21 protein-coding genes are annotated in these 23,225 nt (G+C 41.8%); 9 read left to right on the top strand and 12 right to left on the bottom strand.

The window, feature by feature from the left end; translation table 11 throughout:
• Window positions 1-271 precede the first annotated feature (271 nt).
• Both ACE38W_RS17805 and ACE38W_RS17800 read left to right on the top strand, forming a co-directional pair.
• Window positions 272-1,567 carry a hypothetical protein gene (locus ACE38W_RS17805; RefSeq protein ID WP_375832741.1) on the top strand — a complete coding sequence of 432 codons (1,296 nt, stop codon included), beginning with the start codon at window positions 272-274 and terminating at the stop codon, window positions 1,565-1,567.
• A 279-nt stretch (window positions 1,568-1,846) separates the two neighbouring features.
• The gene (locus ACE38W_RS17800) at window positions 1,847-4,789 is read left to right on the top strand and encodes a VWA domain-containing protein (RefSeq protein ID WP_375832739.1); all 2,943 of its coding nucleotides are present in this window, start codon (window positions 1,847-1,849) and stop codon (window positions 4,787-4,789) included.
• 62 nt (window positions 4,790-4,851) lie between these two features.
• Here the strand turns inward: ACE38W_RS17800 and ACE38W_RS17795 are convergent, their stop codons facing one another.
• From ACE38W_RS17795 to ACE38W_RS17775, 5 genes are all read right to left on the bottom strand, one after another.
• The gene (locus tag ACE38W_RS17795; protein WP_375832737.1) at window positions 4,852-5,928 is read right to left on the bottom strand and encodes a class I SAM-dependent methyltransferase; all 1,077 of its coding nucleotides are present in this window, start codon (window positions 5,926-5,928) and stop codon (window positions 4,852-4,854) included.
• A gap of 81 nt (window positions 5,929-6,009) precedes the next feature.
• Window positions 6,010-6,477 carry a TspO/MBR family protein gene (locus tag ACE38W_RS17790; RefSeq protein ID WP_375832735.1) on the bottom strand — a complete coding sequence of 156 codons (468 nt, stop codon included), beginning with the start codon at window positions 6,475-6,477 and terminating at the stop codon, window positions 6,010-6,012.
• A gap of 200 nt (window positions 6,478-6,677) precedes the next feature.
• A complete protein-coding gene (purE, locus tag ACE38W_RS17785; RefSeq protein ID WP_375832733.1) occupies window positions 6,678-7,175 on the bottom strand; it encodes a 5-(carboxyamino)imidazole ribonucleotide mutase in 498 nt (165 codons plus the stop codon).
• A 5-nt stretch (window positions 7,176-7,180) separates the two neighbouring features.
• Window positions 7,181-8,299 carry a 5-(carboxyamino)imidazole ribonucleotide synthase gene (locus ACE38W_RS17780; protein ID WP_375832731.1) on the bottom strand — a complete coding sequence of 373 codons (1,119 nt, stop codon included), beginning with the start codon at window positions 8,297-8,299 and terminating at the stop codon, window positions 7,181-7,183.
• 222 nt (window positions 8,300-8,521) lie between these two features.
• A complete protein-coding gene (locus ACE38W_RS17775) occupies window positions 8,522-10,102 on the bottom strand; it encodes a glycosyltransferase family 39 protein (protein WP_375832729.1) in 1,581 nt (526 codons plus the stop codon).
• Between the two features lie 103 nt (window positions 10,103-10,205).
• Between ACE38W_RS17775 and ACE38W_RS17770 the strand changes: the two genes are divergently transcribed.
• The 3 genes from ACE38W_RS17770 to ACE38W_RS17760 all read left to right on the top strand — a co-directional run bounded on the left by ACE38W_RS17770 (window position 10,206) and on the right by ACE38W_RS17760 (window position 11,881).
• Window positions 10,206-10,391, top strand: a complete 186-nt coding sequence (locus tag ACE38W_RS17770; RefSeq protein WP_375832727.1) for a hypothetical protein — start codon at window positions 10,206-10,208, stop codon at window positions 10,389-10,391.
• 267 nt (window positions 10,392-10,658) lie between these two features.
• Window positions 10,659-10,994, top strand: a complete 336-nt coding sequence (locus ACE38W_RS17765) for a hypothetical protein (RefSeq protein WP_375832725.1) — start codon at window positions 10,659-10,661, stop codon at window positions 10,992-10,994.
• Window positions 10,995-11,185: 191 nt separating this feature from the next.
• On the top strand, window positions 11,186-11,881 hold the full coding sequence (locus ACE38W_RS17760; protein WP_375832723.1) for a hypothetical protein: 696 nt from the start codon (window positions 11,186-11,188) through the stop codon (window positions 11,879-11,881).
• Window positions 11,882-11,892: 11 nt separating this feature from the next.
• Here the strand turns inward: ACE38W_RS17760 and ACE38W_RS17755 are convergent, their stop codons facing one another.
• The 4 genes from ACE38W_RS17755 to ACE38W_RS17740 all read right to left on the bottom strand — a co-directional run bounded on the left by ACE38W_RS17755 (window position 11,893) and on the right by ACE38W_RS17740 (window position 16,224).
• Window positions 11,893-13,152, bottom strand: a complete 1,260-nt coding sequence (locus tag ACE38W_RS17755; RefSeq protein WP_375832721.1) for an NRAMP family divalent metal transporter — start codon at window positions 13,150-13,152, stop codon at window positions 11,893-11,895.
• Window positions 13,153-13,467: 315 nt separating this feature from the next.
• Complete coding sequence (locus tag ACE38W_RS17750; protein ID WP_375832719.1) at window positions 13,468-14,148, bottom strand: hypothetical protein; 681 nt, start codon at window positions 14,146-14,148, stop codon at window positions 13,468-13,470.
• Window positions 14,149-14,444: 296 nt separating this feature from the next.
• Window positions 14,445-15,275: a helix-turn-helix domain-containing protein gene (locus ACE38W_RS17745; RefSeq protein ID WP_375832717.1), complete on the bottom strand. Its 831-nt coding sequence runs from the start codon at window positions 15,273-15,275 to the stop codon at window positions 14,445-14,447.
• 271 nt (window positions 15,276-15,546) lie between these two features.
• Window positions 15,547-16,224, bottom strand: a complete 678-nt coding sequence (locus ACE38W_RS17740) for an NADPH-dependent F420 reductase (RefSeq protein WP_375832715.1) — start codon at window positions 16,222-16,224, stop codon at window positions 15,547-15,549.
• A 159-nt stretch (window positions 16,225-16,383) separates the two neighbouring features.
• Here ACE38W_RS17740 and ACE38W_RS17735 point away from each other — a divergent pair, with 159 nt between their 5' ends.
• Window positions 16,384-16,884, top strand: coding sequence for a GNAT family N-acetyltransferase (locus tag ACE38W_RS17735; protein ID WP_375832713.1), 501 nt, complete (start codon window positions 16,384-16,386; stop codon window positions 16,882-16,884).
• Window positions 16,885-16,906: 22 nt separating this feature from the next.
• On the top strand, window positions 16,907-17,332 hold the full coding sequence (locus ACE38W_RS17730; RefSeq protein ID WP_375832711.1) for a MarR family winged helix-turn-helix transcriptional regulator: 426 nt from the start codon (window positions 16,907-16,909) through the stop codon (window positions 17,330-17,332).
• A gap of 139 nt (window positions 17,333-17,471) precedes the next feature.
• Here the strand turns inward: ACE38W_RS17730 and ACE38W_RS17725 are convergent, their stop codons facing one another.
• The gene (locus ACE38W_RS17725) at window positions 17,472-18,062 is read right to left on the bottom strand and encodes an SMI1/KNR4 family protein (RefSeq protein WP_375832709.1); all 591 of its coding nucleotides are present in this window, start codon (window positions 18,060-18,062) and stop codon (window positions 17,472-17,474) included.
• Between the two features lie 262 nt (window positions 18,063-18,324).
• A complete protein-coding gene (locus ACE38W_RS17720) occupies window positions 18,325-19,449 on the bottom strand; it encodes an epoxide hydrolase family protein (protein WP_375832707.1) in 1,125 nt (374 codons plus the stop codon).
• Between the two features lie 558 nt (window positions 19,450-20,007).
• On the opposite strand from ACE38W_RS17720, the gene ACE38W_RS17715 reads away from it, so the two are divergent.
• Window positions 20,008-21,060: a M23 family metallopeptidase gene (locus tag ACE38W_RS17715; protein WP_375832705.1), complete on the top strand. Its 1,053-nt coding sequence runs from the start codon at window positions 20,008-20,010 to the stop codon at window positions 21,058-21,060.
• Between the two features lie 156 nt (window positions 21,061-21,216).
• Here the strand turns inward: ACE38W_RS17715 and ACE38W_RS17710 are convergent, their stop codons facing one another.
• Complete coding sequence (locus ACE38W_RS17710) at window positions 21,217-22,116, bottom strand: LysR family transcriptional regulator (protein ID WP_375832703.1); 900 nt, start codon at window positions 22,114-22,116, stop codon at window positions 21,217-21,219.
• A gap of 98 nt (window positions 22,117-22,214) precedes the next feature.
• Between ACE38W_RS17710 and ACE38W_RS17705 the strand changes: the two genes are divergently transcribed.
• Entirely contained in the window at window positions 22,215-23,198 is a 984-nt protein-coding gene (locus tag ACE38W_RS17705; RefSeq protein ID WP_375832701.1) for an aldo/keto reductase, read from the top strand.
• The last annotated feature ends 27 nt before the right edge of the window (window positions 23,199-23,225 follow it).

Genomic DNA, 23,225 nt, shown 5'->3' with positions numbered 1-23,225 from the left:
GATCTAAGCTAATAACGTTGCCGATTATACGATCTATATCCAATGATCGGATAACTATCCATAAAAATATTTGTCAGATAAAAATCCGTATCTATTTCATTGTAAAATAAAAGTGGTTATTTTTGCCCCTGCTTTAAAAAGGTCAGTGAATGCCTTTTGCATCAAACTTTAGGAAATAAGCCATATCCGGAAAGCCAGCCAACAGCATCACATCGATAGATGGCGGCCCATGATAGGCATCATTATAATTAGGTAAGAAAATACGGACTGTATGCAATTTCCATTAAAATCTATATTCCTGCTGTTATTGCCATTTGCCAGCGTTGCCCAGAAAACTGTTTTGCCCGGTAACCCAGACATCAATACCAACCGTTTGAAACCTGGAAAATCTCTCTACACGATTTATTATGTAAAAGATAACAACTGGACAAAAAAAGGTACTTATTTAAATGAATTAACTATTTCAGGAAATGAACTGAAATTTGCAGTAGACTATAAAGATGAGAAAGATGAATGGTATAGAAGCAGAACTTCTGTTGCTGATGCAAAAACACTATCTCCTGTCAGCTATAAAACCAATAGCCTGAAGAATACCCTGGACCTGACTTTTGGAAGTACTGTGACAGGAAAATACCGCGATCTGAAAGCGGGAAAAGACAAGCAATTGACGATAAAGCCTGCGGGTAAATATGTTGACTTCAACATGGCAGAAATGCTTTTCACTACGCTGCCACTGGATGTTGGTTATAAGGCTACTGTTACACAGTTTTATTATGATAAAAGTCCGGATAGCGTATTATCTGATTACATTATTAAAGATGTAAAAAGCTATATGCAACGTTCCCCTAAAACAGGTAACCACGAAAGCTGGCTGGTAAGTGTGCTGGAGGTAGAATCAAATGCTGTCTACACTTATATCATCGATAAAAAAGAGCATAGAATATGGCAAAGGGAGATGCCTGTGGGTGGGGGTACAACAGAGATTTGTGTAGATGAGGAATTAGATTATCAGCCGATAGAAAGCCGCTTTGATAAAGATGTCAACCTGAAGAAATTAGAGAATGGAAATAGTGTGATTAAGGGCACGGCATTCGCCAGAGATCATAGTGGAGGCGGTAGACAAGTACTGAATATTAACAGGGCACAGTTTGCACCAAGAGGAACCGTAGTGTCGATACTTCCTAACTCGCTCTACCTTGATGAATGGAAAGCAGTGAACAAGAAAATCAGGAAAGGAAAAAAACTGCCTGAAGTGCCTATCGATCCTAATGTTGCCGCATGCGTTAAAACCACAACCGTATACGATGATAAAGGTCATTTTGAGTTTACGAACCTCATGCCTGGTGAATATATATTGTTTACCTCCTTCGGCTATACGCACAAATATTCTTACTCCTATTACGCAGGTACCAATTATTTAATGCATCCCAGCGGCGCCGTATTGTCGTCCAATAACGTGTATAATACTGCCAATGGCGCCACCGGCGCTACTGCTCAAATAGAAGAATATGTTACCATTAAGAAAGATGGTGATAAGGTAGATATTAACCTGAAAGATGTACGATAGTATTTTATAACAGCATTATAATTGCAGCCTTCAACATTATTTGTTGAAGGCTGTTTTCATTTAAATGTGGCAACAGCAAGGTGATAATCATGCAGATAATAGTAAAAAATAAAATCGCCTGATATCGACAATTAGTACTAACTTAATAGTCAAATTATAGTTTTAAGAAGAAGTTACACCCCAAATTTGAGCACTTTCCGACCGGTATAATCATTACTAGGTAATTTACATTCAATGATGTAGCACCCCAATTTTTCATCATCCTTAAAACAACACCCCATGTCACATGTTACAGGTACTGTGCAGACATTGGCCGTACCGTTAATTATCGGGCCTGATGCAGGCATTTCTACCACTACGTTTCATCCTGATCCTGCGCCTCCTCCCGGAGGACTCAAATTCGCCATCCTTCATTTCAGCGGTGCGGTACTGCCAGCCAATAACAGGCTGGAGGTAGACCTGGGCTATGATATGGATGTCTTCACCTCCGCTGATGGCGCTGATTTCTGGACGCGTCCTATCAATGTAACCGCCTTTGCCGGCGGCAATATCCCTATCAGGTATATTACCAATGGCGCATCCAATGGCAGTGTTACCCTGATCGCATACGGCCGCGGTGAAAGGCATGCCGGAATCCAGGACCCCTCTGCTCTTTCCAACAGTGATCCTTTCCTGCTGGATGCTAATTATGTAGAACCCATATATGATCCGTTCTGGTTTTGTAATCCTCCCAATCCCAATTGGGAAAACCTGCAATGCGAATCAGATACCTCGGATATACGCAGGGTAGTGGCCCGCAGCGTGGGTATGATCATTCATGCTGACCACGAAGCTTCGTTGGGGCAGGATGTACTATCTACCTGCTCTGTTACGCTTATAGGCGCAGACCTGATCATCTTCGCGGGACACTGTATCTCTGATAACGCACTGGAAATTGGTAGCGCCTCAGTGATCTTTAACTACGAAACCACTTGTGGTGGTGCCAGACCAGCTGGATACAGCCCTATGTTCTATAAGGTGAAAAAACTGATAAAACACCGCTACCTGGACCCTTCTTTTCCTGGGTATGATTACTGTGTACTTCAGCTGAAAACGCCTGTAGCAGGCATTCCCATTGCACCGATTGCGATGCGGCCAGATCTGCCGGCAGTGGGAGAACAGATTTTTGGGGTACACCATCCTAATGGTTCGGTGAAAAAGTTATCTGTCCCACACCCTTCCTTTGCGACGGTGCTAAATAGCAGCAGCGCTGGTATTCGTGTCAACCTGGACGTTTCTGGCGGTAGCTCTGGTTCAGGATTGTTTGATACCAGTGGAAGAATATTAGGAGTCCTTTCTAATGGAGGGCCTTGTAGCCTGACTTATTTTCCAGTAGCCACTGCGATGCAAGACATAGCGGCCACTCCGCCGCCAGTGACTGCCAAAGACATCATGATCGTTTTTGATCGTTCAGGGAGTATGTCGATGGCAGCAGGTACAGGCAAAACAAAAATTGAAGAAGCCAGAGATGCGACCTCTCTCTTTGTGCAATTAATCAACGCAGGCGCTGGTCATAGGATAGGACTGGTTTCCTTCAGTACTACATCACCTGTGCCGCCAGCATCACCAGATTTTGGCGTTACACCAGTGACGGCAGCGGCCAAGCAATTATTGATAGGCCCGGCGCCATATTCCTCTGGCATAGTGGGCGGTATCACTCCTGGTGGCAATACTACCATTGGAGGTGGTCTGAAGTCAGCGAATCTCTATTTCCCTCCTCCAGGAGGTAATCAACGTACCATCCTGCTCATGACGGATGGCTTGCAAAACACGCCACCGATGATTAACACCATTGAGCCTACGCTTAGTGATATAGACATCAACGTTATAGGCTTCGGTACAGAATCGAGTCTGGACGGCACTTTGCTCAGTCGCCTCGCTGAAAGGCATAATGGTATCTATACCAGAGCTGGCGATCCACTGGCCCTGAAAAAATATTTCGCCATGGCATTCGGAAATATTTTTGCATCAGGAACACTTTCGGATCCGAATTACTTCCTGCCTGCGGCTACGCCGAAATCCAATCCTGTCACGTTTTCTGTATGTGGTGAAGAAACAGTGACGGTGGTTGCTGGTTGGGATAATGCAGCTTCCAGCTTATATATTGAAGTGATTACACCAGGCGGAAAATCTATCATTCCTGGCACCAGTGGTGTGGAAACGGCGAGTGGTAACACCTGGACCTTCATGCGGATAAATCTTCCGTATATGGGTGAGCGTGATGGTACCTGGCAGGTGATCATGCATCGCGAATATGGCGGAGGAGAGTTCCCTCCACCACAGGTAGACCTCAACTATTTCATCAACATTATTGCGAAAGGAGGGCCGCTGTTATATTTCACGGGTCTCAGGAAGAAATATTATACCGGCGATACCTTCAACCCAATGATGATGATAAGATATGCCAATGGCGATGTTCCGGATAATGTAGATATAAAAGTCACGGTTACGCGTCCGGGAGATAGCGTTGGTAATATTTTAAGCAGGAATAAATTAAAAGAGGGCATTTCACTTGATGCGGATACGATTCCTTCAAGACAAGCCACCCTGATGGCTTTGGAAGCAGGAGGTACCCCCGTTGTAAAATATGTGGATGAAGTACATAGCCTGCTGGATGATCCTGCCAATACAGGCGGTGTATTTGAATCACATGGCTTATTTGGTCTGCAGCTGAATGACCTCCTTCGTACGGAAGGTAACTATACGTTTTATGCACAGGCAAAATACGGAGAAGGCTGTACTGCAACAAGGGAGACCGTTTGGAGTATCCATGTGGATTGTGGCATTGATGGTTCCAAGACCAGTGTGCAAACCACCGTTACGGCTACGTTGCCAGATGGCAAGCAACAGGTGAAAGTGGTGATAACGCCAAAAGATAAGTATGGTAATAATCTCGGACCAGGACGTGCCGGAGACATTGATATAAGTGGTGCTGGAGGTAACACTGTAAATGGTGTAACGGATAACGGTGACGGTACTTATACGGTGAATGTGACCTTCGATCCGGCATCTGGCGGAAGACCAGGTGTGATCATTGGTCAGCCAGAGCGGCCGCCGGTATTAACCGCAGATCCTTGTCCGGCAGCAACAGGAGATGATGGTAAAAAATGGAAACGCTGGTTTTATTGGCTTTTATTATTACTGTTGTTATTGTTGATTGCAATGATGTTTATTTGTTGTTAAACAAGCGGATGCAGGGAATGGGTCTCATGGGAGATCCATTCCTTTTTATTGATAGAGAGAGGCTAAGGAAGACCTGTTATTTTTGTAGCAGGGATATTTTTAGATTGAATGAGTACCTGGTATTTGCTGCCCATTTCAAAAATTAATGTAAAGCTGATGTAAGATTCATCCATCGCCATTTGTAGTATGCTCTTCTTATTTCTTTCATTGGCGCTCCTTAATAGTTCTTTAAATCCCAGGGCTTGCAGAAAGCAGCCCATAGAAGTAATACCATTGGTATTTAACCCTGCCATTTCTCCCCAATGTTTTAATGCACTGAAATTGACATGAGCTGTAATGTCCTGCTGCCCTATATTACAGAAGTAATCTTCGCTGATCTGGTGTTTGCAATAACAAAGCACAGTTCCACAACTTCTGCGTGGTTTATACAGCTCTTCTGATAACGCGCCGTAGTCGATCGTTATCAGAAAACCTTTTTTGAGATGATGACCTATTTGTTTTATCCAGTTAATGGCATCGAGGTTTACCTCTGTGCGGTATCCTTTGGGTAGGGTTACCTGAAGCTCCTGGAAATATTGCTGTAGTGGCGCCGCAGCGGGCCTAAGTAGTTCTGTAAACTGTCGATCATAATCAATATATACTTCCATCAATTCATCTTCCATTACAACCTGGTGTACGGGAAAATTATCTATCAGCTCATTGGAAAAAATACAATCAATATTACCTGGTATTTCTTCAATGGTATTATAAATTACGATCTTCTCTGATAGTGATCTGACAGGTGAATCTTTTCTTTTCTCTATAACACAATAATGGAGTTGATCATAAAGACAGCTATTATTTTTTAGGTACTCCAGCATGTCATAACAAAGCAAACCCTGGCCTGCACCGTATTCTACGATGGTGAAGTCTTTTCTCCCCAGGATGTGCCATAACTCCTCCATCTGTTTGCCAATGGTGGCGCCGAAGGAACTGGTCAGGCTGCTACAGGTGATGAAGTCGCCATCCCGTCCAATTTTATCACCTGTGCTTGTATAATAGCCATGGTCGGGGTGATAAAGACATATATCCATGAACGTATGGAAGGAGATAGGCCCTTCCTGCTGGATTTTGTTGATGATAATATCAGAAAGATCCATGGTACGTGAAGATTATTGGTGAAGCAGTAGTTATTATCACGTATAGATTCTTATGCCAGAAAAAATGAAAGCTGAGTTGCATTAATTCAGATACCAGATAGAAGCGTTTAATATTGTTGCAAAGCTTACCCATGCGAGGTAGGGCCATTGCAGGTTTGCAGCGGTAGCAGCTACCCTGTAAAATTGTCGGATCATGAATACGATACTAAACCACAAGAGTAAGATATCGATGAGTGCCACGCTTATTAACTGAAATCGGAAGAATAGAATGCTCCAGCAGAAATTAAAGAACAATTGTATCCCGAATAGAATGATAGCTTTTGTGCGTTCGTTGGATTTAGGCTGTTGTAGTACAAGGTAGAGTGATATGCCCATCAGGATATATAACACCGTCCAAACTGGCGCAAATATGGCATTAGGAGGGTTGAAGGATGGCTTAATGAGAGATGGATACCAGGTTCGTACATGCTGAGCCGTTATATAGGCAGATACGCCGCCGGTGATAAGCGGGAGCGCGATACAGATGACTATGTTGAAGAATTTCTTCACAATCTTTTTATAGCAGGACAACACCAGCTATTCAAAAAAGTTGGAAATTCTCATTATTTATATCGGCTATAAAGCTGCTGCGGTTGCTATTTTGCAGCATATTCTTAAAACAAAAAGACAGCATAGTCATAAAACCATGCTGTCTTTTTAAAGTATATTTTCAAACCAGATGATCGGAGATGATAAGGTTTGTGAAAGGATTATGCAAATTGATCTAAGGTATCATTTTGCTTCAGTACCTTTTCATAATTTTCTTTTTTCAGGGCTGCGAGTTTTTCTCTTAGCGCTGGGTTGTGGGTAGCAAGGATTTGCACTGCCAGTAAGCCGGCATTGCGTGCACCGTTAACACCTACAGTGGCTACAGGAACATCACCTGGCATCTGTACGATTGATAAGAGAGAATCCCAACCATCCAGGGAGTTGGACGATTTGATAGGTACGCCCACTACAGGTAAAGTGGTGATAGCGGCTACCATGCCTGGCAGGTGAGCAGCGCCACCAGCGCCGGCGATGATGATTTTCAAACCGCGTTCTTCAGCAGCAGCTGCATACTCAAACATACGCTGAGGGCTGCGGTGCGCTGATACCACGTTAAATTCATAACCGATATCGAATCTTTTCAACACCTCGATTGCCTGACTCATAATAGGCGCATCTGAACTACTGCCCATAATAATGCCTACTTCTACCTGTTTCATATTTTTTAATTTAAAATTTTCCGAATAGTTTCAGCCTTGGCAACAACGTTTTCCATTGTGCTGTCAGTAATGGTGATATGTCCCATTTTTCTTCCCAGCTTGCCGCCTGATTTGCCGTACCAGTGCAGATGTGCACCTGGTATTGCTAATAAGCGCTGGAGCTTCTCCTGTCTGTTTGCACTCAATGCTTCCGTTTCAAGTATGTTCATCATTAATGATGGTAGATGAAGACCAGTGTCACCGAGTGGCATACCTAGAATTGCACGAAGCAATTGTTCATATTGTGAGGTGGTGCTGGCTTCTATGGTATGATGACCGCTGTTATGTGGTCTTGGAGCCAGTTCATTCACTAAGACTTTGTTTTCTTTGGTGACAAACATTTCGACTGCCAGAATACCTACGAGCTGTAATGCGTCTGCAATTTTTTCTGCTAGGGCAGTCGCTTCTTTTTTAATGCTGTCCTCTATTTGTGCAGGCGCTTCCTGGAAATCAAGTACGAATTTTTCTTCCGAAAAAATCATCTTCACCGGATCATAGCATTTGATTTCGCCCTGCTCATTTCTTCCTACAATTACAGCAATTTCATGTTTGATATCTACCAATTCTTCCAATACACATGGTGCATCAAAAGCTTTTTCAATATCAGCCGCTGTTCTTAGTACCATAACGCCATAGCCATCATAGCCATCACGGCGTTTTTTGAGGCAACCAGGTAGTTTATTTTCGTAATTGTGAAGATCACTTTTGCCTTCAATTGCTACGCCTGGTACTACAGGTATGTTGTGGGAGAGCAGAAATTGTTTTTGAGTATATTTATCCTGAATCGTTTTAATAGTGTCAGGAGAAGGGAATACTTTAACTCCTTGCTGGGTCAGTTCGCGCAAAGCATCGATATTAACCGCTTCCATCTCTATGGTAATCACGTCCAGGCCTTTACCAAATGCCAGAACATCTTCATAGGAAGTAGGATTGCCACAAGTAAATAAAGAAGTATATCGTGTGCATGGCGCATTAGGGTCTTTATCCATTACCGAAATGCTGAGACCAAAATCTATGGCATGTCTGATAAGCATACCACCTAACTGGCCACCTCCTAGTATTCCTACTTTCAAATTTTCTAGCATAATCTTAAATTGCGGTGCAAAGATATTAAACTATTTTTAATGATAGTAGTACTATTCTAATTTACAGCAAGTTACGATATCCCGCGCCGCCAGCTAATAAATTGAAATTTAGATTAATATCTAAATAAATGCCATCTCAAAGGAAACAGCTGTGCAAAATCACTCATTTATGATAATCGCGTTGCCATCAAAGTTCATAAGGCTTTAGCCTGGTGATTTGCTTCAATGCAAAGCGCCTCCCGATTCCAGGGCATTGGGCTTCAGCGCCTGCATGCTGCCCTGTGCGGTAGTTTTAAGTCTGCCCCGTTCAATTTTATCCCTGAATGCAGCCTGTAGTACAGGACTGGGGCCTTTCAGCACGATGATCAATGACCCATACTCAACTGCAAATGGGTTAGCGATACTATCTATCACATGAGCCTCTCTGAACTCTTTGATGAAAGCATGCTGCATTTCCTGCCGGTCGTCAGTAACCAGCACCATTACCTGGAACTGGTCGAAATTTTCCGGCATCCAGTAAAGGAAACTGGCATTGTCGCTATAAGCGGCTGGCAGCTGATATTTTGGGCCATAATAATTCACTGCTCCGACCTCGCCGTAGTTATCGCAGAAAAGCAGGGTATGTGCTTTCTCTGTACTATCCAGCGAGGAATATGCTTTGGCAACCTTTTGGGTCATCTCTTCCCAGGATAACATGTCTGCATAGTCCTGTGGTAAGGCATGGTCCCGAAGATCTTCCCAGCGAAGGGCGCCTACCATATGAGCCAGTTGATGTTGCTCATAGTATTTTGATAGGGGCGCCGGCGCCTTTGTAGGTAATAGGAGCGGTAACTCTCTGTAACCAATGAAGAGGGAAAATGCAACCATACCTGTTTTCCACCAGGTGTGGGCCCAGGTTTCCAACCGGGCAGCTCCAAAAGCAAACAATATAGGATAGGCTCCTTGTGAGTAGTAGCTTTTGCCATGGCCGAGTATCAGCAGCACCAGCGTAATTATAAATGCCCAGGCGATGAAACGGTATTGTTTCGTATAGGCCACATAGATAAGGCCGGTTACCCACGTAGCGATAGTGGCCACGTTGTACAACAACTGGTCCGTCACAAAACTCCAGGGGCTCAGGTATTGAAGCTGGCTTTCCTGAAGGGTTTTCATATGGTAAACAATAGGGAAGCCATGAATTATCTGCCAGCATAAGTTGGGCAAGAATACTAGGAAACCCAGTCCCATGGCAAAATAGAAATGTTTATTGAAGAATACTTTTTTGTTCCAGGTAACTAACAGCCCTCCCAGCAGCCCAACGATATAAAAAGCAGCCGTGTATTTACTGAGCATACCCAGGCCTATGCTGAGTCCTGCCAGATAGAGGTATTTGTTTTTCCCTGTTTGTTGAAACCTTACCAGGCTATATGCGATGGCCGTCCACCAGAATATATCCAGGAAGTTAGGCTGGAAGAGGAAATGCATCCGTAGCCAAACACCTGCCACAAAAGGCATCCATGCCAATATAAGAGAAAACCAGCGCCCACCCAGATGAAGCGTCAGGCGGCCTACCAGTAGGTACGTAAGGCCACCCATCAGCGAAGGCCATATTTTTATCGCCCACATAGCGCCACCCATTAGGTTGGTAAGCCAGGCAAAGACGGATAGCAGGGGAGGCGCTTCCATATAACCCCAGGCCATATGCCGGGCTTCCGCAAGGTATAGGAACTCGTCGCGATGTGGCCCCCATTGAGGGTCCTGTAATATGAAAGGCATAAGTATCTTAGCCAGAGCAAGGAGGTAAAGGAAATGAATCGGTTTCATACCAAAAAGTTACAAAGAAAATAAAGGACGCCTATACGATTTTGACCAATGACACGATTTTAGTGACGTCCTGCTATAGGAAGCAGATATAGTAAGAGGAAACGTGCTTAATAGTCTGAGGTTGTCTGCCGGTGAAAGGAAAAGTGAAGTGGATAAGGCTTTCAAAATCCAGAGAGTACCACATTATATTATTATTGAAAGAGATGGAAGAATATTTGATGCAGAGGCTTCCATGCCTGATGAAGATAAAATGCCTGCAAGAATTGAAGAAATGTTGAGTGCTAAATAACGAAAGAATTTTACAAAGAGACGCATAGTAAAATAAATGCGGCGCGGTTTTTTTGTAAGGTTTTAGTAGATGTAATGCTGTCAAAATGCCTGCTATCATTGATGTTGCAGTGCCGTTTGCTACATTTGAATTTCGATATGGTCTAACGTTATACTTACACTTTTTTGACCCAATCCCAGATCCCAACAGTATTATTCTACCGGTAGCATGTACATGTAAGCATTAGAAAGTTTATAACCCCTTTCTCTCATTCTTAAATTTATTTTTATGGACGCAAAAACAATTCGTGTTTATTGGCGAAATGCCAAAACTGGATGGTTCAATTTCAATTGGGATGGTACTATCTATCCAGACTCCGTTATTCACATCTCCACGGCTGAAATCCAAATGGCATCCCATAGTATTGCTGGGATAGCGGATGTATGGAGATATCGTGGCCTTGCAACAATCGGGGTGAAAAATATCCGTCCACATGGCCCCAATCCTGGAGATACTATTACAGGTGGAGTAGAGTTTTATCTGCAAATAGACTGTAACACTCCAATCAATATTGCAACGGATATTACTGTATTCAGGAAACCAGACCAAACTACAATGGTATAGTGGAATAGTTAAAACTATTTTGTCTATGCTGGCCTGTTCAAAAAACAAGCGTTAGAAAAGTGCTAACGCTTGTTTTGCAACTAATACCTTTGATTGGTCATTAACCTTATCATTAACTATCTTTGCATGATATAAGAAATGAACTAGCGGCAACGCTTCTTCGTTGCCAAACGATTTTATAATTAAGCGTTATGATTGATTTATCTCATGCGGAGAACCAGATTCAATGTGTTACAAATTTCCAGGACCTGGTATCTACGCCATTTGCAGGTGTTGTGAATGCCGTGTGCTGGGTTCGTGAACTCCGGGGTGATTTTTCTGAGGTTGTTAGAAAGATTACATTAAGCGGAAATATCACAGAGGTGGAGGAAGAGGAGTTGCGTGCGCTGGAGCTAAGCGAACAAGGGCAGCTTGCACGTGAAATACTTTTGCATGACTTACAGTTATTAAGAGATCATGGTGCATTGCCGGTGCTTAATGTGATTAAATACTATGAAGAAGATGATACATACCCGTTTATTTCTACAGATGTATACTCTTTTCACGTAGATCGTTCGCCTGTTCCGACTGATACTTTTTTATGTACTTATTATGGCGATGCCAGTGAAATATTACCCAATTCCCAGGCAGAAAAGAAAGTACTGATTCCTGCTATCCGGGAGGAACTCAAAAAGTTGTACGATGGGCCAGCAGAAGGTTTTGAATCATTTTTAAGTGAATATTCTTTTGATTTGCACTATCAGGCTAAACCAGGTTCGCATCCAATCAATTTAGGTCATGGGCATTTGTGGCGCTTAGCGGTGGATCATCCGGAGAGTCAGGTGCCCCCATGTGTTCATCGTGCGCCAAAGGAAAGATCCGGATATAGATTGCTGATGATTTGCTAATGATTTATCATTTAAAATAACAGATAAATCATGGCAACCGCCGCAACGGTCATGATGATAAGGGTAATGCCTGTTAAAATATTCGATAGCGGGGAATTGGTATACTCCCGCATGATTTTTTTATTATTACCAATATGCATAATTATTGCAATCATAATGGGAGCGGTGAGGCCATATACGATTGCTGTCAGCACAAGCGCCTTAATGGGACTAAGGCCCATAAATTCCATACAAAGGCCTACTAACAATGATAGCGTGATAGCAATGTAAAATAACTTTGCCTGTAGGAATTTTTTATCCAGCCCTGCTTCCCATCCAAAGGTTTCTGCAAGCATATATGATTGTGATCCTGCCAATACAGGGATTGCCAGCAAGCCACTTCCTAATACGCCGCTAGCAAAGATCAGGTAAGTAAGTTTACCTGCGAGTGGTTCCAACGCTTTGGCTGCCTGGTCAACCGTATCTATTTGATGAATACCTGCAGGAAATAGCACACTGCCAGTAGTAAGGATCATAAAAAACATCACTATATTGGATAGCAGCATGCCTATATTGACATCCGTTTTCATCTCTGATAATACTTCCTTATTGACCATGATAGATTTTTTGTTATGTGCCTGGTCTTCTGCCTCCATGGTGACTTGCCAGAAAAACAAGTAAGGGGAAATTGTGGTGCCCAGCAACGCTACGATGATGGAAATAAATTCCTTGTTCCATTTGAGTGTCGGAATAAATGCATGCTTTGCCACCAGTATCCAGTCTTGTTTTACCATGAAAGGAACGATGATATAAAGTAGTAACGAGAGGCACAGCCATTTCAGTATCCGGGCAATTTTTTGATAAGGGTATTTTATGATGATGAATAGTAGTATAGCGGTAATGGCTATACTAAATACCCATATAGGAATGCTTGGGCAAATCATATGAGAAACCGCTGCCATTCCTTGTATATCAGCTCCAATATTTAAAGTTATGGCAGGGAAGCTGCAAAGGATCATGAAATATAAAAGCGTCTTCGAATAATGCTGCCTTAATGTAACGCATAGTCCCTGGCAGGTAACAATTCCTATCCTGGCACACATTCCCTGCACTGCAGCCATCAATGGAAAAGTAAGTAATGCTGTCCACAGTGTGGAAAGCCCAAATTGAGCACCTGCCTGTGAATAGGTGGCAATGCCGGAGGGATCGTCATCACTGGCCCCGGTAACCAGCCCCGGACCTATACTTTTAAGGATTTTATTAATGCGGGAATCGTTTGTTTTTTTCTCCATAGAGGGGCCACTGATATTTTATTATGGGGAATATTCAATTATTCATTTTCATAAATATTGTACCATAAAGAAATATAGTATGGTAAGATCTATAGATAAATATAATATAAATATTTGATTATTAGTAGTTTGTTATTTGCGATAACTTATAGAAGCTTTTGGAAGCTTTATAAAATGAATAGGATGATCGAATCTAAGTGAGCATATTTTCTACAAATTTTTCAAAAATACAAGAGGCTATCTCCATGTTTTCACAAACATGTAAGATCTCCTCCTGTAATCTGTGTCTATTAATTGGGGTTAGTGAAATAAGGTTTATACAGCTCCCATTCGTTCAATGCCGGCTTTAATGAGATGAGCGCCTCCACCGGTAAATGTTTTTTGCAAACTTTCATTAAGCGTAAGACCTGCCGCCGTTTCGAGTTGAACGCCAATCACCACTAACTGTGATCCGAGCAGCTCTTGCATCCACCAGGGTGGTGGTGGTCCGGGGTGGGGCCATTTGTGGTACCAGGTACCACAATCATCAATAAAGAATTTTAATCGGCTTACGGCATGTTCCCCATCATTTTTACCGATAATATCGGCCAGCTCCTGGCGATAAATTATATCGGCAATGACCTGGTTCGCTAACAATGCTGCAAATAAAAGTATGGGAGGCAATGGTTGCGGATTAAGTGCCGATACCATTGCGTTTGTCTGCATCCACGGTAGTGGGAATGCATGGTGCCATGTTTCAGGGAGTGGACCGTAATCGGTGTAACGTTGCCGCCAATTTGGTTTCGGATGCGGCCACCATGGCCCGTCGTCAAAAGGATACAACGAGCTGAAAGGAGGATTCATTTGTTCCAGTGCTGCGCGAATGAGCGGATCCCAACGACTCGTTGTTATCGGGCCTTCCCGTTTTGGAGATCCGCCTAACATTTCACGCACAAAAGAAACAAACTGCTGGCTGGAAACACCGGTCGATCCCAGTGTTGCATTTTTCGTTTCCATGTTTTTCTTTTAAGATGATTATGTAAGAAAAAGAACTGATAGGCAGCAGATGATGAAATCCGCTGCTGGTAAGTATTTAGGGTGATATTTTTTTTGTTGGAAGGTTTAAATAAAAGATGAATTTGAGGTAATAACCAAACAAATTTTTCAGACTACAAGTACTTTCCTAAGTTGAAATTCATCAGCTTATCTATTGTTAAACAAATAATAGAAAGATCAGGCAAGTATATTTTTAGCAGACCTTTTTGCTACCATAAATTTCAACAATAAGTATTACTTAGAATTGTAAATTTTCGTCATTCTTTGATGGAATGCTCCATATAGAAGCTTAGCATTTCCTGGAATCCGGGATGATATTGCTTGGGCGATTTCCCGGTAAAGGCCTGGAATTCCTTTATGAGATGTGATTGATCCGTATAGCCACATGTTTCGAGGATGTCAAATGTTCCCATTTTCAGTTGTATCATTTTCAGGGCATTTGAAAAACGAACAATCCTTGTGAAGACTTTAGGCGCCAGGCCAATTTTCTCGGAAAAGTGCCTTTCGAAGGTTTTAGTGCTCATATTAGATGCGTGGGCTAACCAGTCAATATTTATGTTTCCTCTGTTAGCATGGATGCATCCGACAATACTATCCATTTCACGCAGGTCAAAATCATTTCTTTTTAAATGGGAGAGAAGGAACCGTTCCAGTATCTGAATGGACTGTTCACATGATTTCGCATCAAATAGCTGTTCCCGGCAATCATTTAAACTGGTTGTATTTAAAGTGTCACAGGCATCGTAGACATTATTGGCGACCTCACTCATTTGTATTCCCCATATCTTATAAAGTCCAAATGGTGAAAAAATTGCTGTAATAATACGTCCTTGTTGCACAAATTTGTTCTCTCGTTTTGTTGCCAGTTGGCCTATCATAGATATGGGTGGGGCAGCAATAAATTCTTTTTCGCTGTTATTGAAAAGCACTAAGCCAGAGGTATCCATGAAATGAATACCAGTCAGCGCCAGCGGAAATATTTCCTGCACGGCCATCTGATCGTTGAGGTCAGAAATAGTCGTTACCAGATAGTATTGCACATAATGTTGCAATGTGGCCGATGGATAATATAGCTGGAATGTAAACATCACAAAAGCATTATAGGTACTGCTTTTACATAGGTAGGCCAACAAGTAGAAAAATTGCAGTGTACTTTATGAATTTTAGGGAAATGAGCATATGTATCACCCTGTTTTTCCAGTAAAACACAGTCGAAAAGGGAGCAACCGCTTGATTTTCATAACTGTCATTTCATAAATATACGTTTAACTGCAACGTATATAAATATACGAAATTGGCAGGTCAGGTGCCAAACTATTTTTGGGATTAAATGATTAATTATCGACCAACTATAAACATTTACTTCCGCAAAAATGAAAATGCATGTGTCCAGCTTTTATGATTAAAGGCATATCGTATCCATAGCATGGCAAATGCTTCCAGATAAAATGATTCCCCAATATCGCCATAGTCTACTACGTCTTTCCATCCCCATGACTTTGCAATACTACTCACCACTTTTTTGGCGCTTTCATCGTTGCCGGCAATGAGCAAAACAGGATCGCCTTCCGCTCTTTGCGGATTAACGATAATAGGCATACCCAGTGTGTTGAAAGCTTTCACCACCTTAGCTCTTGGCAGATGTTGCTGGATTTGCTCCCCGAGTGAATTGCCTGGGGTAGCAGTAAAGAGGGGTGGAATGCCTTTTGAAATATCAAGGGGGTTGGTGGTATCTATTACCACTTTGTCTGTGAAAGAGTTTACATCTGCCAGGTCAATAGCAGCAATAGCTGCATTACCATATGTAACAATAAAAATTATTTCACCGAATTTAGCAGTATCGGCAAAAGTAGCCAGCTTTACGGATGGATGCTCTTCCTGCCATGCCTGATAGGATTGTTTGCCGGATGCATCTTGTCCTTTTTGAAGCGTGGCCGCTACATCCCTAGTGCCTATCATTACTTCATTGCCATCAGCCGCTAATTTTTCTGCCAGCGTTCTTCCGGCAACGCCGGTTCCAAAAATACCTATTTTCATCATCCTGGGTTTTATTAAAAATAACTAAATTTTCTGTGCAGATATGCCATTTGAAAAATACCGGATATAGTGTGTTGAAATTTAGTTGAATTATTCAACTAAATTGATTTCCTTTGTATTGTTGAATTATTCAACTAATTGTCCTAAAATAGAGAATCTATGTCTGCAATCGCATTATCCGACGTTCATATCAGGAATATCTTATTGCCAGGAGATCTGGGATACATAGCATATATTCATGGTGATTTATACGCTAAAGAATGTAATTACAGTCTGCGATTTGAGTCTTATGTGCTCGATGGCCTGAAAGATTTTGCAAAGGATTATGATGTGGAGAAAGACAAAGTATGGATATGCCTTCACAACGACCGGATAATAGGCTCCCTGATAGCGCAACATCGCAAAGACCAGTTACAACTACGTTATTTTATTTTCCTTCCTGCATACCGTGGCATTGGTTTAGGCAAACTGCTCATGGCGGAATTCATCGCTTTTATGCAAGAAAGACAAATAAAACAAGCATATCTCTGGACTACTGAAGAACAACAGGCGGCGATAGTCTTATATGAGCGCGCAGGATTTCGATTAACTGCTGAAAGCATGTCTGATACCTTTGGTAAACCAATAAGAGAAAGGCGATATGATTTAACCTTAACCTGATGGAACTAACCATAACTACTGTATGAAAGCTAAACAACCGACAATAGAAAGTATCAGGGCTTTTAACCGCTATTACACAAAGCTGTTGGGCTTATTGGATAAAGACTTGCTAAAAAGCGATTATTCGCTGGTGGAAGCGCGCATTGTCTATGAAATACATACGCATGGCCCTTTGAGCGCTTCTCAAATAATGTCTGAAATTGATATAGACAAAGGCTACCTGAGTAAGGTGCTGAAGCAATTTGAGAAAAATGGTCTTCTCTCAAAGAAACGTTCTGCTGAGGATGCGCGTATTACGCAGCTTTCTCTCACCGCTAAAGGTGAAGTGCTGTTTCATAAATTAAATACCGCCTCCGAAAATCAGATATCTATGTTGGTCAATAAACTTAGTCAGGAAGAACAACGAGCGCTTGTTGAGCATATGCAGGCTATTCAAAAATTACTATAAGCCATTGCCCCTCTTAGATCTGCAACATAATTTCGTTCAGTCGATCCAGTTATCACTGCGGCATTAGTTAAGAATAAAAGTTCCACTTATAGCAATTATAAAATCATTTTTGTGAATGAACTGTTGTTAAGGAGATCCTTTAGCATTTCACACCAATAAAATCATAATGCTTATTGATCAATAACTGGAGGTATTCATCAAAACTACCAGCAATAACGGTATAGTTGTCCGGATCATGAAGGAATCGTACTACCTGCCCTGAGCGGCCATTTGCGGCTGGATTGAAATCGATATACAGCTTGGATGTGCCTCCATTGTTTGTGCAGTCGGAGAAACAAAGCCAGTTGTCAATTTTTATGGTCGGATCTATACCAATCCCTACCAGGTCAGTGTCTCCTTCTTTAGAAATGCCATATCTTTCACAAATACTCTCATTATATTCGTTATTATCAAGCATTTGATCCGCAGATTTCAAATAATAGGGATATCTGTCTACATCAGAGCCCAGCATCAGCACAGCAACAGTATGTTGCCCGTATTCCTGCCAATAAGTTCCATTAAATTTTTGTAACAATTGTATTAAAGATGCCGGGCATTCAGGGTACCTTGTTTTCAGCGCTGTAATTTGTTCTTCTGTAGCGCCACTGGCATAGGACAACTGTTGCACATCGGCTTCTGACAAGCGTTCCTGTAACCCCTTTAAATACTGATCTGTAATTGAATTTGGCATGGAGAATATTTGTGAACATGGATGTTTTTAGCAACAAATCCAAGATACATCAAATTATTATTGTTCCAAATCGAGCCTCCTATGGCTTTGATAGCTATGACTTTATCTGGAACTTCGTATATGCGTAGTAGTTTAATAATATCCTGATATTCGAAAAAATGACAAAGCCCGTTTCTACTTAGTAGAAACGGGCTTTTGGGGCTGTACATTCTGTCAGCGTGATATTTGACATTGTAAGCGGAGGAGTCTGACAAACTTCGACCTAAAGAGCTTTCTCTTCAAGAGTCTTTATAGCTTTGCGTAAATAATCGGTATATAGCTCAGGTACTTCCAATGCTGCAAAGCGTCCGCCTTTTGGCAGCTTATCATAATATTGAAGATTTACTCTTCTCTCTGCCCATTCCTTCGGCGTATCACTGTCTGCAGGGAAGATAGCCACAGCAGAAGGGACAGTTACAGGCTGCACTGGTGCAGGAAATCCTTGCGCATACATGGCACGCATATCCATTGCATATCTCCTGATGGAAGTGTTTATCGTCCCGGTAATCCAATAGATCATGACGTTGGTCAATAGTTCATCTTTGGAAAAGCTATTGTCCATATTTCCCTTTGTATCACTCCAGGTATAGAATTTTTCCAGTATCCAGGATGCAAGTCCTACGGGACTGTCGTTAAGCGCATAACCCAATGTTTGAGGTTTGGTAGACTGGATCATGTTGAAGGCCCCTTCTGCATAGAACCAACGCTGTATTTGTTGTCCGAATACCTGCTCCGCTGGCGTAAGTTGAGACCAGTCTTCAGTACCGTTAGGGTAGCCGGCATCGGTTAGGTAAATTCCTTTTACTTGCTCAGGGTATTGGTTGGCAAGGGAGGTTGTCACTGCATAATCGCCTCCGGCATAAAAATTCGTATATCCCAATTCTTCAGTCATGAGCTTTCCCCATAACCTGGCGGTTTCGGCGGATGGTAAGCTTACCGGATCGGAAAATCCGTGACCTGGCATCGATGGAATGATCAGGTCGAAGGTGCTGTCTTCCGTCAGCATTGGAATAATTTTATAAAACCGCTGAAAACTATCTGGCCATTCATGTGTAAGAATTAATGGTCTGGCCCCGTTCCCTTTGCCTTTTACCCAAATAAAATGGATACCAACGCCATCGATCTCTGTTTTATACTGAGGAAAACTGTTCAGTATTTCTTCCTGCTTCCTCCAGTCATAGCTATGTTGCCAATAGTCTACCAGCTCTCGCAAATAAGCAGGATTCATACCGTAGTTCCAACCAGCATCTGCTGGCTCATCGGTCCAACGTGTCCGGGCTAAACGTACCTGTAAATCATCTAAAATGTCTTGGGCTACATTAATCTGAAAGGGTTTCATTTTTTGCATAATTGTATACTTTATTAGTAGGTTTTCTTTAACTGTAATTCAAAGTTCTAACTGGCAGGTGACAACAGTATGTCAGTAGTAAGATCGGGTATGAAAATATTTTTTATGAGGTAATAACGGGCAAATGATACATGACAAATTATAAGAAGTTTGATGGTACAATAATGCTTAAAGTTGTCTTGTTGAATACAGATCAACTATGCTACCTGCACTCTTTGCAATAATATGCAATTTTTCAAATTATGCATTTTTTGTATTCATGTATTGACGTTTTATAAAGAAAAATCATGTACTTGATAGCTTTATTTTAAGACAGCATGATGCTGAATTAATATAGCTGGGCTAGTATTGTTTCAGGAAAGGGCTGTAATAAGACCTTCTCACAGGTTTTGTTTGTAGTAGAGCCATGCCTTCAATGCTATTTTGCTTAAATTTAAATCAGCCTTACATCTAAAAACATACAGAATGGCAATAGTCAGAAGATTGTTATACATCCTCATAATACTTATCGCAGGTAATGAGTCGGGTTTCAGCCAGGAATACCGGCAATCTATCGATATGAATATTCCTTTTATGCCTGGTCCCGTACTTATAAATGGAAAACCTACTGTTTACTATGAGCTTTATTTGACCAATTTCTCAAATGATTCCATCAGCCTGGAAAAGTTGGAAATATTGAATGTCGTTGATTCTTCTGTTGTTGTTTCATTTGACAGAGATAATTTGATGAATAGGTTTAGTAAGCTGGGGTTACAATTAAAGGATAAAGAAAATATTATTGCGCCAGGTAATTCAAGGGTAGTCTATCTCGAATTGAGACATGATAAAACCGATCTGCAATTGGTTCATCGTCTTGGTTTTGTATTATCACAGGGTAATCAAAAGCAAACATTTTCAGTTCAGGGCGCAGTTATTCATTTTTCAGAGAAGCCGCAAATAATTCTTGGAGCACCTTTAAGTGGTGGGCCTTGGGTGGCAGTTTATGATCCTTCCTGGAGCCGCGGCCATCGCAGGGTGATTTATACTGTTGGAGGGAAAGCCCGGATTCCAGGACGTTTTGCTATAGATTTCATCAAAGTTGATAAGTTGGGACACTATTCAAACGGAGATAATGATGTGGTGAAAAATTGGTACGGGTATGCAGCAGAGGTACTTGCCGTAAGTGATGGTATTATCTCAGCAACCAGAGATGATTTTCAGGAAAGTAAGACGTTATCAAATCATCCTGAATGCCCCGCTGGAAAGGCAACAGGAAACTATATTTCACTAGACATAGGAAATAACTGCATCGCATTTTACGAACATCTGAAACCAGGAAGCATTAAAGTTGTAGCCGGGCAACGAGTAAAAAAAGGAGATGTCATTGCAGCTGTTGGGTTTACCGGTCAGACTACCGGTCCACATCTTCACTTCCATGTTGCTGATCAGCATTCAGCGCTGGGAGCGGAAGGTATTCCTTTTGTATTTGAACGTTTTACGGTTGTGGGCGGATATGATGATTTCAGCAAATTTGGGAAGGATCTCTGGGTACCAGTAAAAGATTCTTCTATATCGATTATTACTGCAGAACGTCCTGCATCGAATTCGGTAATAAAATTTGATGGGAGATGATTGATTGCATGTTTTGGCAACAGATGGCAGTCGCCGTATTCCCCGGCAAAATACATTAAAATAGAAAGCCCGTGTTTATTAGTGGACCCGGGGTTTTTTCCCATATCCTGGCAAAGCGTTACAAAAAAATTGTTAATAAGATGAGCTGGTAGTTTTTTACTTCATACGCTTTTCAAAAATCTTCTTAATCCTGTCTAGCTCTTTTGCATACATGGTCTTTTTCCGGGTACCGAAATAAAGTGTATTTTCAATAATATTGTTGCCTTCCCATACCAGTTTTAACTTCCTGGATTTGATCTCCTCCCTGCATAAGAAATCAGGTATCACCGATAAACCTTCTTCATTGCTCAGACAGCGCACAATAGAGCTGATATTAGGCACGATGTAATTCGGTTTAAAGTCGATATGATGTTTAAAGTTATTCTGCCAAAAACGCTTTAAATGCTCCATGTCTGATGCCGTACTGTACCAAAGCTGATCTTTCAGCCAAGCTGCTGCTTCAGTAAGATTGTTCTTTTTAATATTTTCCAGGAAAGGACGGCTATCCAATTCGGAGCCACTCACCAATACGATTCTCTCTTTTGAGAATGGCTCAAACAGCAGGTTTTTCTCCTCACCTTTATGTGGCGTAATGATCATATCCAACACACCTTTATCAAGATCATGTAGCATTTCATGATATTCACCAAATTTGATGATCAGGTTAAATGGCAGCCTGGAGATATGCTCTTCAAGTGTATACTGAAAAGTTTCAAAACACATTCCTATGCTGATAGTAGGGCGCTCTGCCTTGGTACTTCTGCTAAACAGCTGTTCCGTTGCTTCCAGCTTGCCTAATGGCTCTATAATAAAATTGTATAATGCTTTCCCTCTTTCGGTAGGAACCATTTTGCGTGGTGACCGGTCAAATAATTTGTAACCTGTAAAGGTCTCCAGGGAATTGAGGTGAAGACTTACTCCCGGCTGGGAGATAAACAAGGCATCTGCAGCCTGGGTGAGTGTTCCCTGCTCATAAATCGCTTTAAACGATCTCAACCATTCTAAATTCAACATCATGTTGCTATAATTTTTCTGATACAAAGATATAACTTATGCTATTTTAAAAATAATAAAAATGGGAGGAGCTTTGCACTATCAAATCAAAAAAGAAGAAAATGGAATATAGAAAATTAGGAAAATCGCCACTCGAATTATCTGCCATTACATATGGTGCTTTTGCCATCGGAGGCAGCATGTGGGGAGGCAATGAACGTAAGGATTCTATTGCTGCCATCCATGCCTCTATCGATAATGGTGTAACCTCCCTGGATACCGCCCCTTTTTACGGCTTTGGACTTAGTGAAGAGATCATTGGTGATGCTCTCGCCGGAAAAGACCGTACAAAGGTACAAATACTGACCAAATTCGGCCTGGTATGGGATGGTAGTAATAATGGGAAAGGCGAGCATTTCTTCGATGCGGAAGAAAACGGTAAAATTATTCCTGTATATAAATATGCTGCAAAGGAAAATATAATAAAAGAAGTAGAAGAAAGTCTTAAACGGCTGAAAACTGACTACGTCGACCTGTTACAATTGCACTGGCCAGATGCTTCCACTCCAATTGATGAAACGATGGAAGCATTGCAGACTTTAATCCAGCAAGGGAAAATCAAAGCGGCAGGCGTTAGTAACTATAGTCTTGATCAGGTGGTAACAGCAGCCCAAACATTGGAACTTGCTTCCAACCAGGTTCCTTACAGCATGCTGAATAGGAGCATTGAGCAGGATTTAGTGCCTTATACTACTGCAAATAATATTGGTATCATCGCTTATAGTCCGCTCGAAAGAGGCTTGTTGTCAGGTAAATATTTCGCTGATGCAAAATTGAAATCTGATGATCACCGCAATGGTTACTTCGGACAGTTTAATCCTGAGAAAGTGAAAGCATTGTTAGCCGACCTGCAACCGCTGGCAGCAAGCAAAAATGCATCATTGGCGCAACTGGTACTCCGCTGGACTTCTGTACAGAAGGGTATTTCAGTGGTGTTGGCAGGTGCAAGAAATGCAGCACAAGCAGAAAGCAACGCTAAAGCAATGGATATCACTTTATCTACCGAGGAACTGCAATTCATTCAGCAAGCGTTGGCAAAACATTGATTGATTGCAAATATCAGCAAAGACATT

The sequence above is a fragment of the Chitinophaga sp. Hz27 genome, from assembly GCF_042263525.1.
Lineage (GTDB): Bacteria > Bacteroidota > Bacteroidia > Chitinophagales > Chitinophagaceae > Chitinophaga.
Note: the sequence above shows the minus strand (reverse complement) of the source record. Positions and strands in the feature narration are given on the sequence as shown.

Coding starts and splice junctions, on each gene's coding strand:
- ACE38W_RS17710 (WP_375832703.1), bottom strand. CDS start 22,116: ATGATGTTGAATTTAGAATGGTTGAGATCGTTTAAAGCGATTTATGAG.
- ACE38W_RS17760 (WP_375832723.1), top strand. CDS start 11,186: ATGATTGATTTATCTCATGCGGAGAACCAGATTCAATGTGTTACAAAT.
- ACE38W_RS17725 (WP_375832709.1), bottom strand. CDS start 18,062: ATGCCAAATTCAATTACAGATCAGTATTTAAAGGGGTTACAGGAACGC.
- ACE38W_RS17805 (WP_375832741.1), top strand. CDS start 272: ATGCAATTTCCATTAAAATCTATATTCCTGCTGTTATTGCCATTTGCC.
- ACE38W_RS17730 (WP_375832711.1), top strand. CDS start 16,907: ATGAAAGCTAAACAACCGACAATAGAAAGTATCAGGGCTTTTAACCGC.
- ACE38W_RS17735 (WP_375832713.1), top strand. CDS start 16,384: ATGTCTGCAATCGCATTATCCGACGTTCATATCAGGAATATCTTATTG.
- ACE38W_RS17745 (WP_375832717.1), bottom strand. CDS start 15,275: ATGTTTACATTCCAGCTATATTATCCATCGGCCACATTGCAACATTAT.
- ACE38W_RS17740 (WP_375832715.1), bottom strand. CDS start 16,224: ATGAAAATAGGTATTTTTGGAACCGGCGTTGCCGGAAGAACGCTGGCA.
- ACE38W_RS17775 (WP_375832729.1), bottom strand. CDS start 10,102: ATGAAACCGATTCATTTCCTTTACCTCCTTGCTCTGGCTAAGATACTT.
- ACE38W_RS17750 (WP_375832719.1), bottom strand. CDS start 14,148: ATGGAAACGAAAAATGCAACACTGGGATCGACCGGTGTTTCCAGCCAG.
- ACE38W_RS17715 (WP_375832705.1), top strand. CDS start 20,008: ATGAATATTCCTTTTATGCCTGGTCCCGTACTTATAAATGGAAAACCT.
- ACE38W_RS17755 (WP_375832721.1), bottom strand. CDS start 13,152: ATGGAGAAAAAAACAAACGATTCCCGCATTAATAAAATCCTTAAAAGT.
- ACE38W_RS17705 (WP_375832701.1), top strand. CDS start 22,215: ATGGAATATAGAAAATTAGGAAAATCGCCACTCGAATTATCTGCCATT.
- ACE38W_RS17720 (WP_375832707.1), bottom strand. CDS start 19,449: ATGCAAAAAATGAAACCCTTTCAGATTAATGTAGCCCAAGACATTTTA.
- ACE38W_RS17800 (WP_375832739.1), top strand. CDS start 1,847: ATGTCACATGTTACAGGTACTGTGCAGACATTGGCCGTACCGTTAATT.
- purE (WP_375832733.1), bottom strand. CDS start 7,175: ATGAAACAGGTAGAAGTAGGCATTATTATGGGCAGTAGTTCAGATGCG.
- ACE38W_RS17780 (WP_375832731.1), bottom strand. CDS start 8,299: ATGCTAGAAAATTTGAAAGTAGGAATACTAGGAGGTGGCCAGTTAGGT.
- ACE38W_RS17765 (WP_375832725.1), top strand. CDS start 10,659: ATGGACGCAAAAACAATTCGTGTTTATTGGCGAAATGCCAAAACTGGA.
- ACE38W_RS17795 (WP_375832737.1), bottom strand. CDS start 5,928: ATGGATCTTTCTGATATTATCATCAACAAAATCCAGCAGGAAGGGCCT.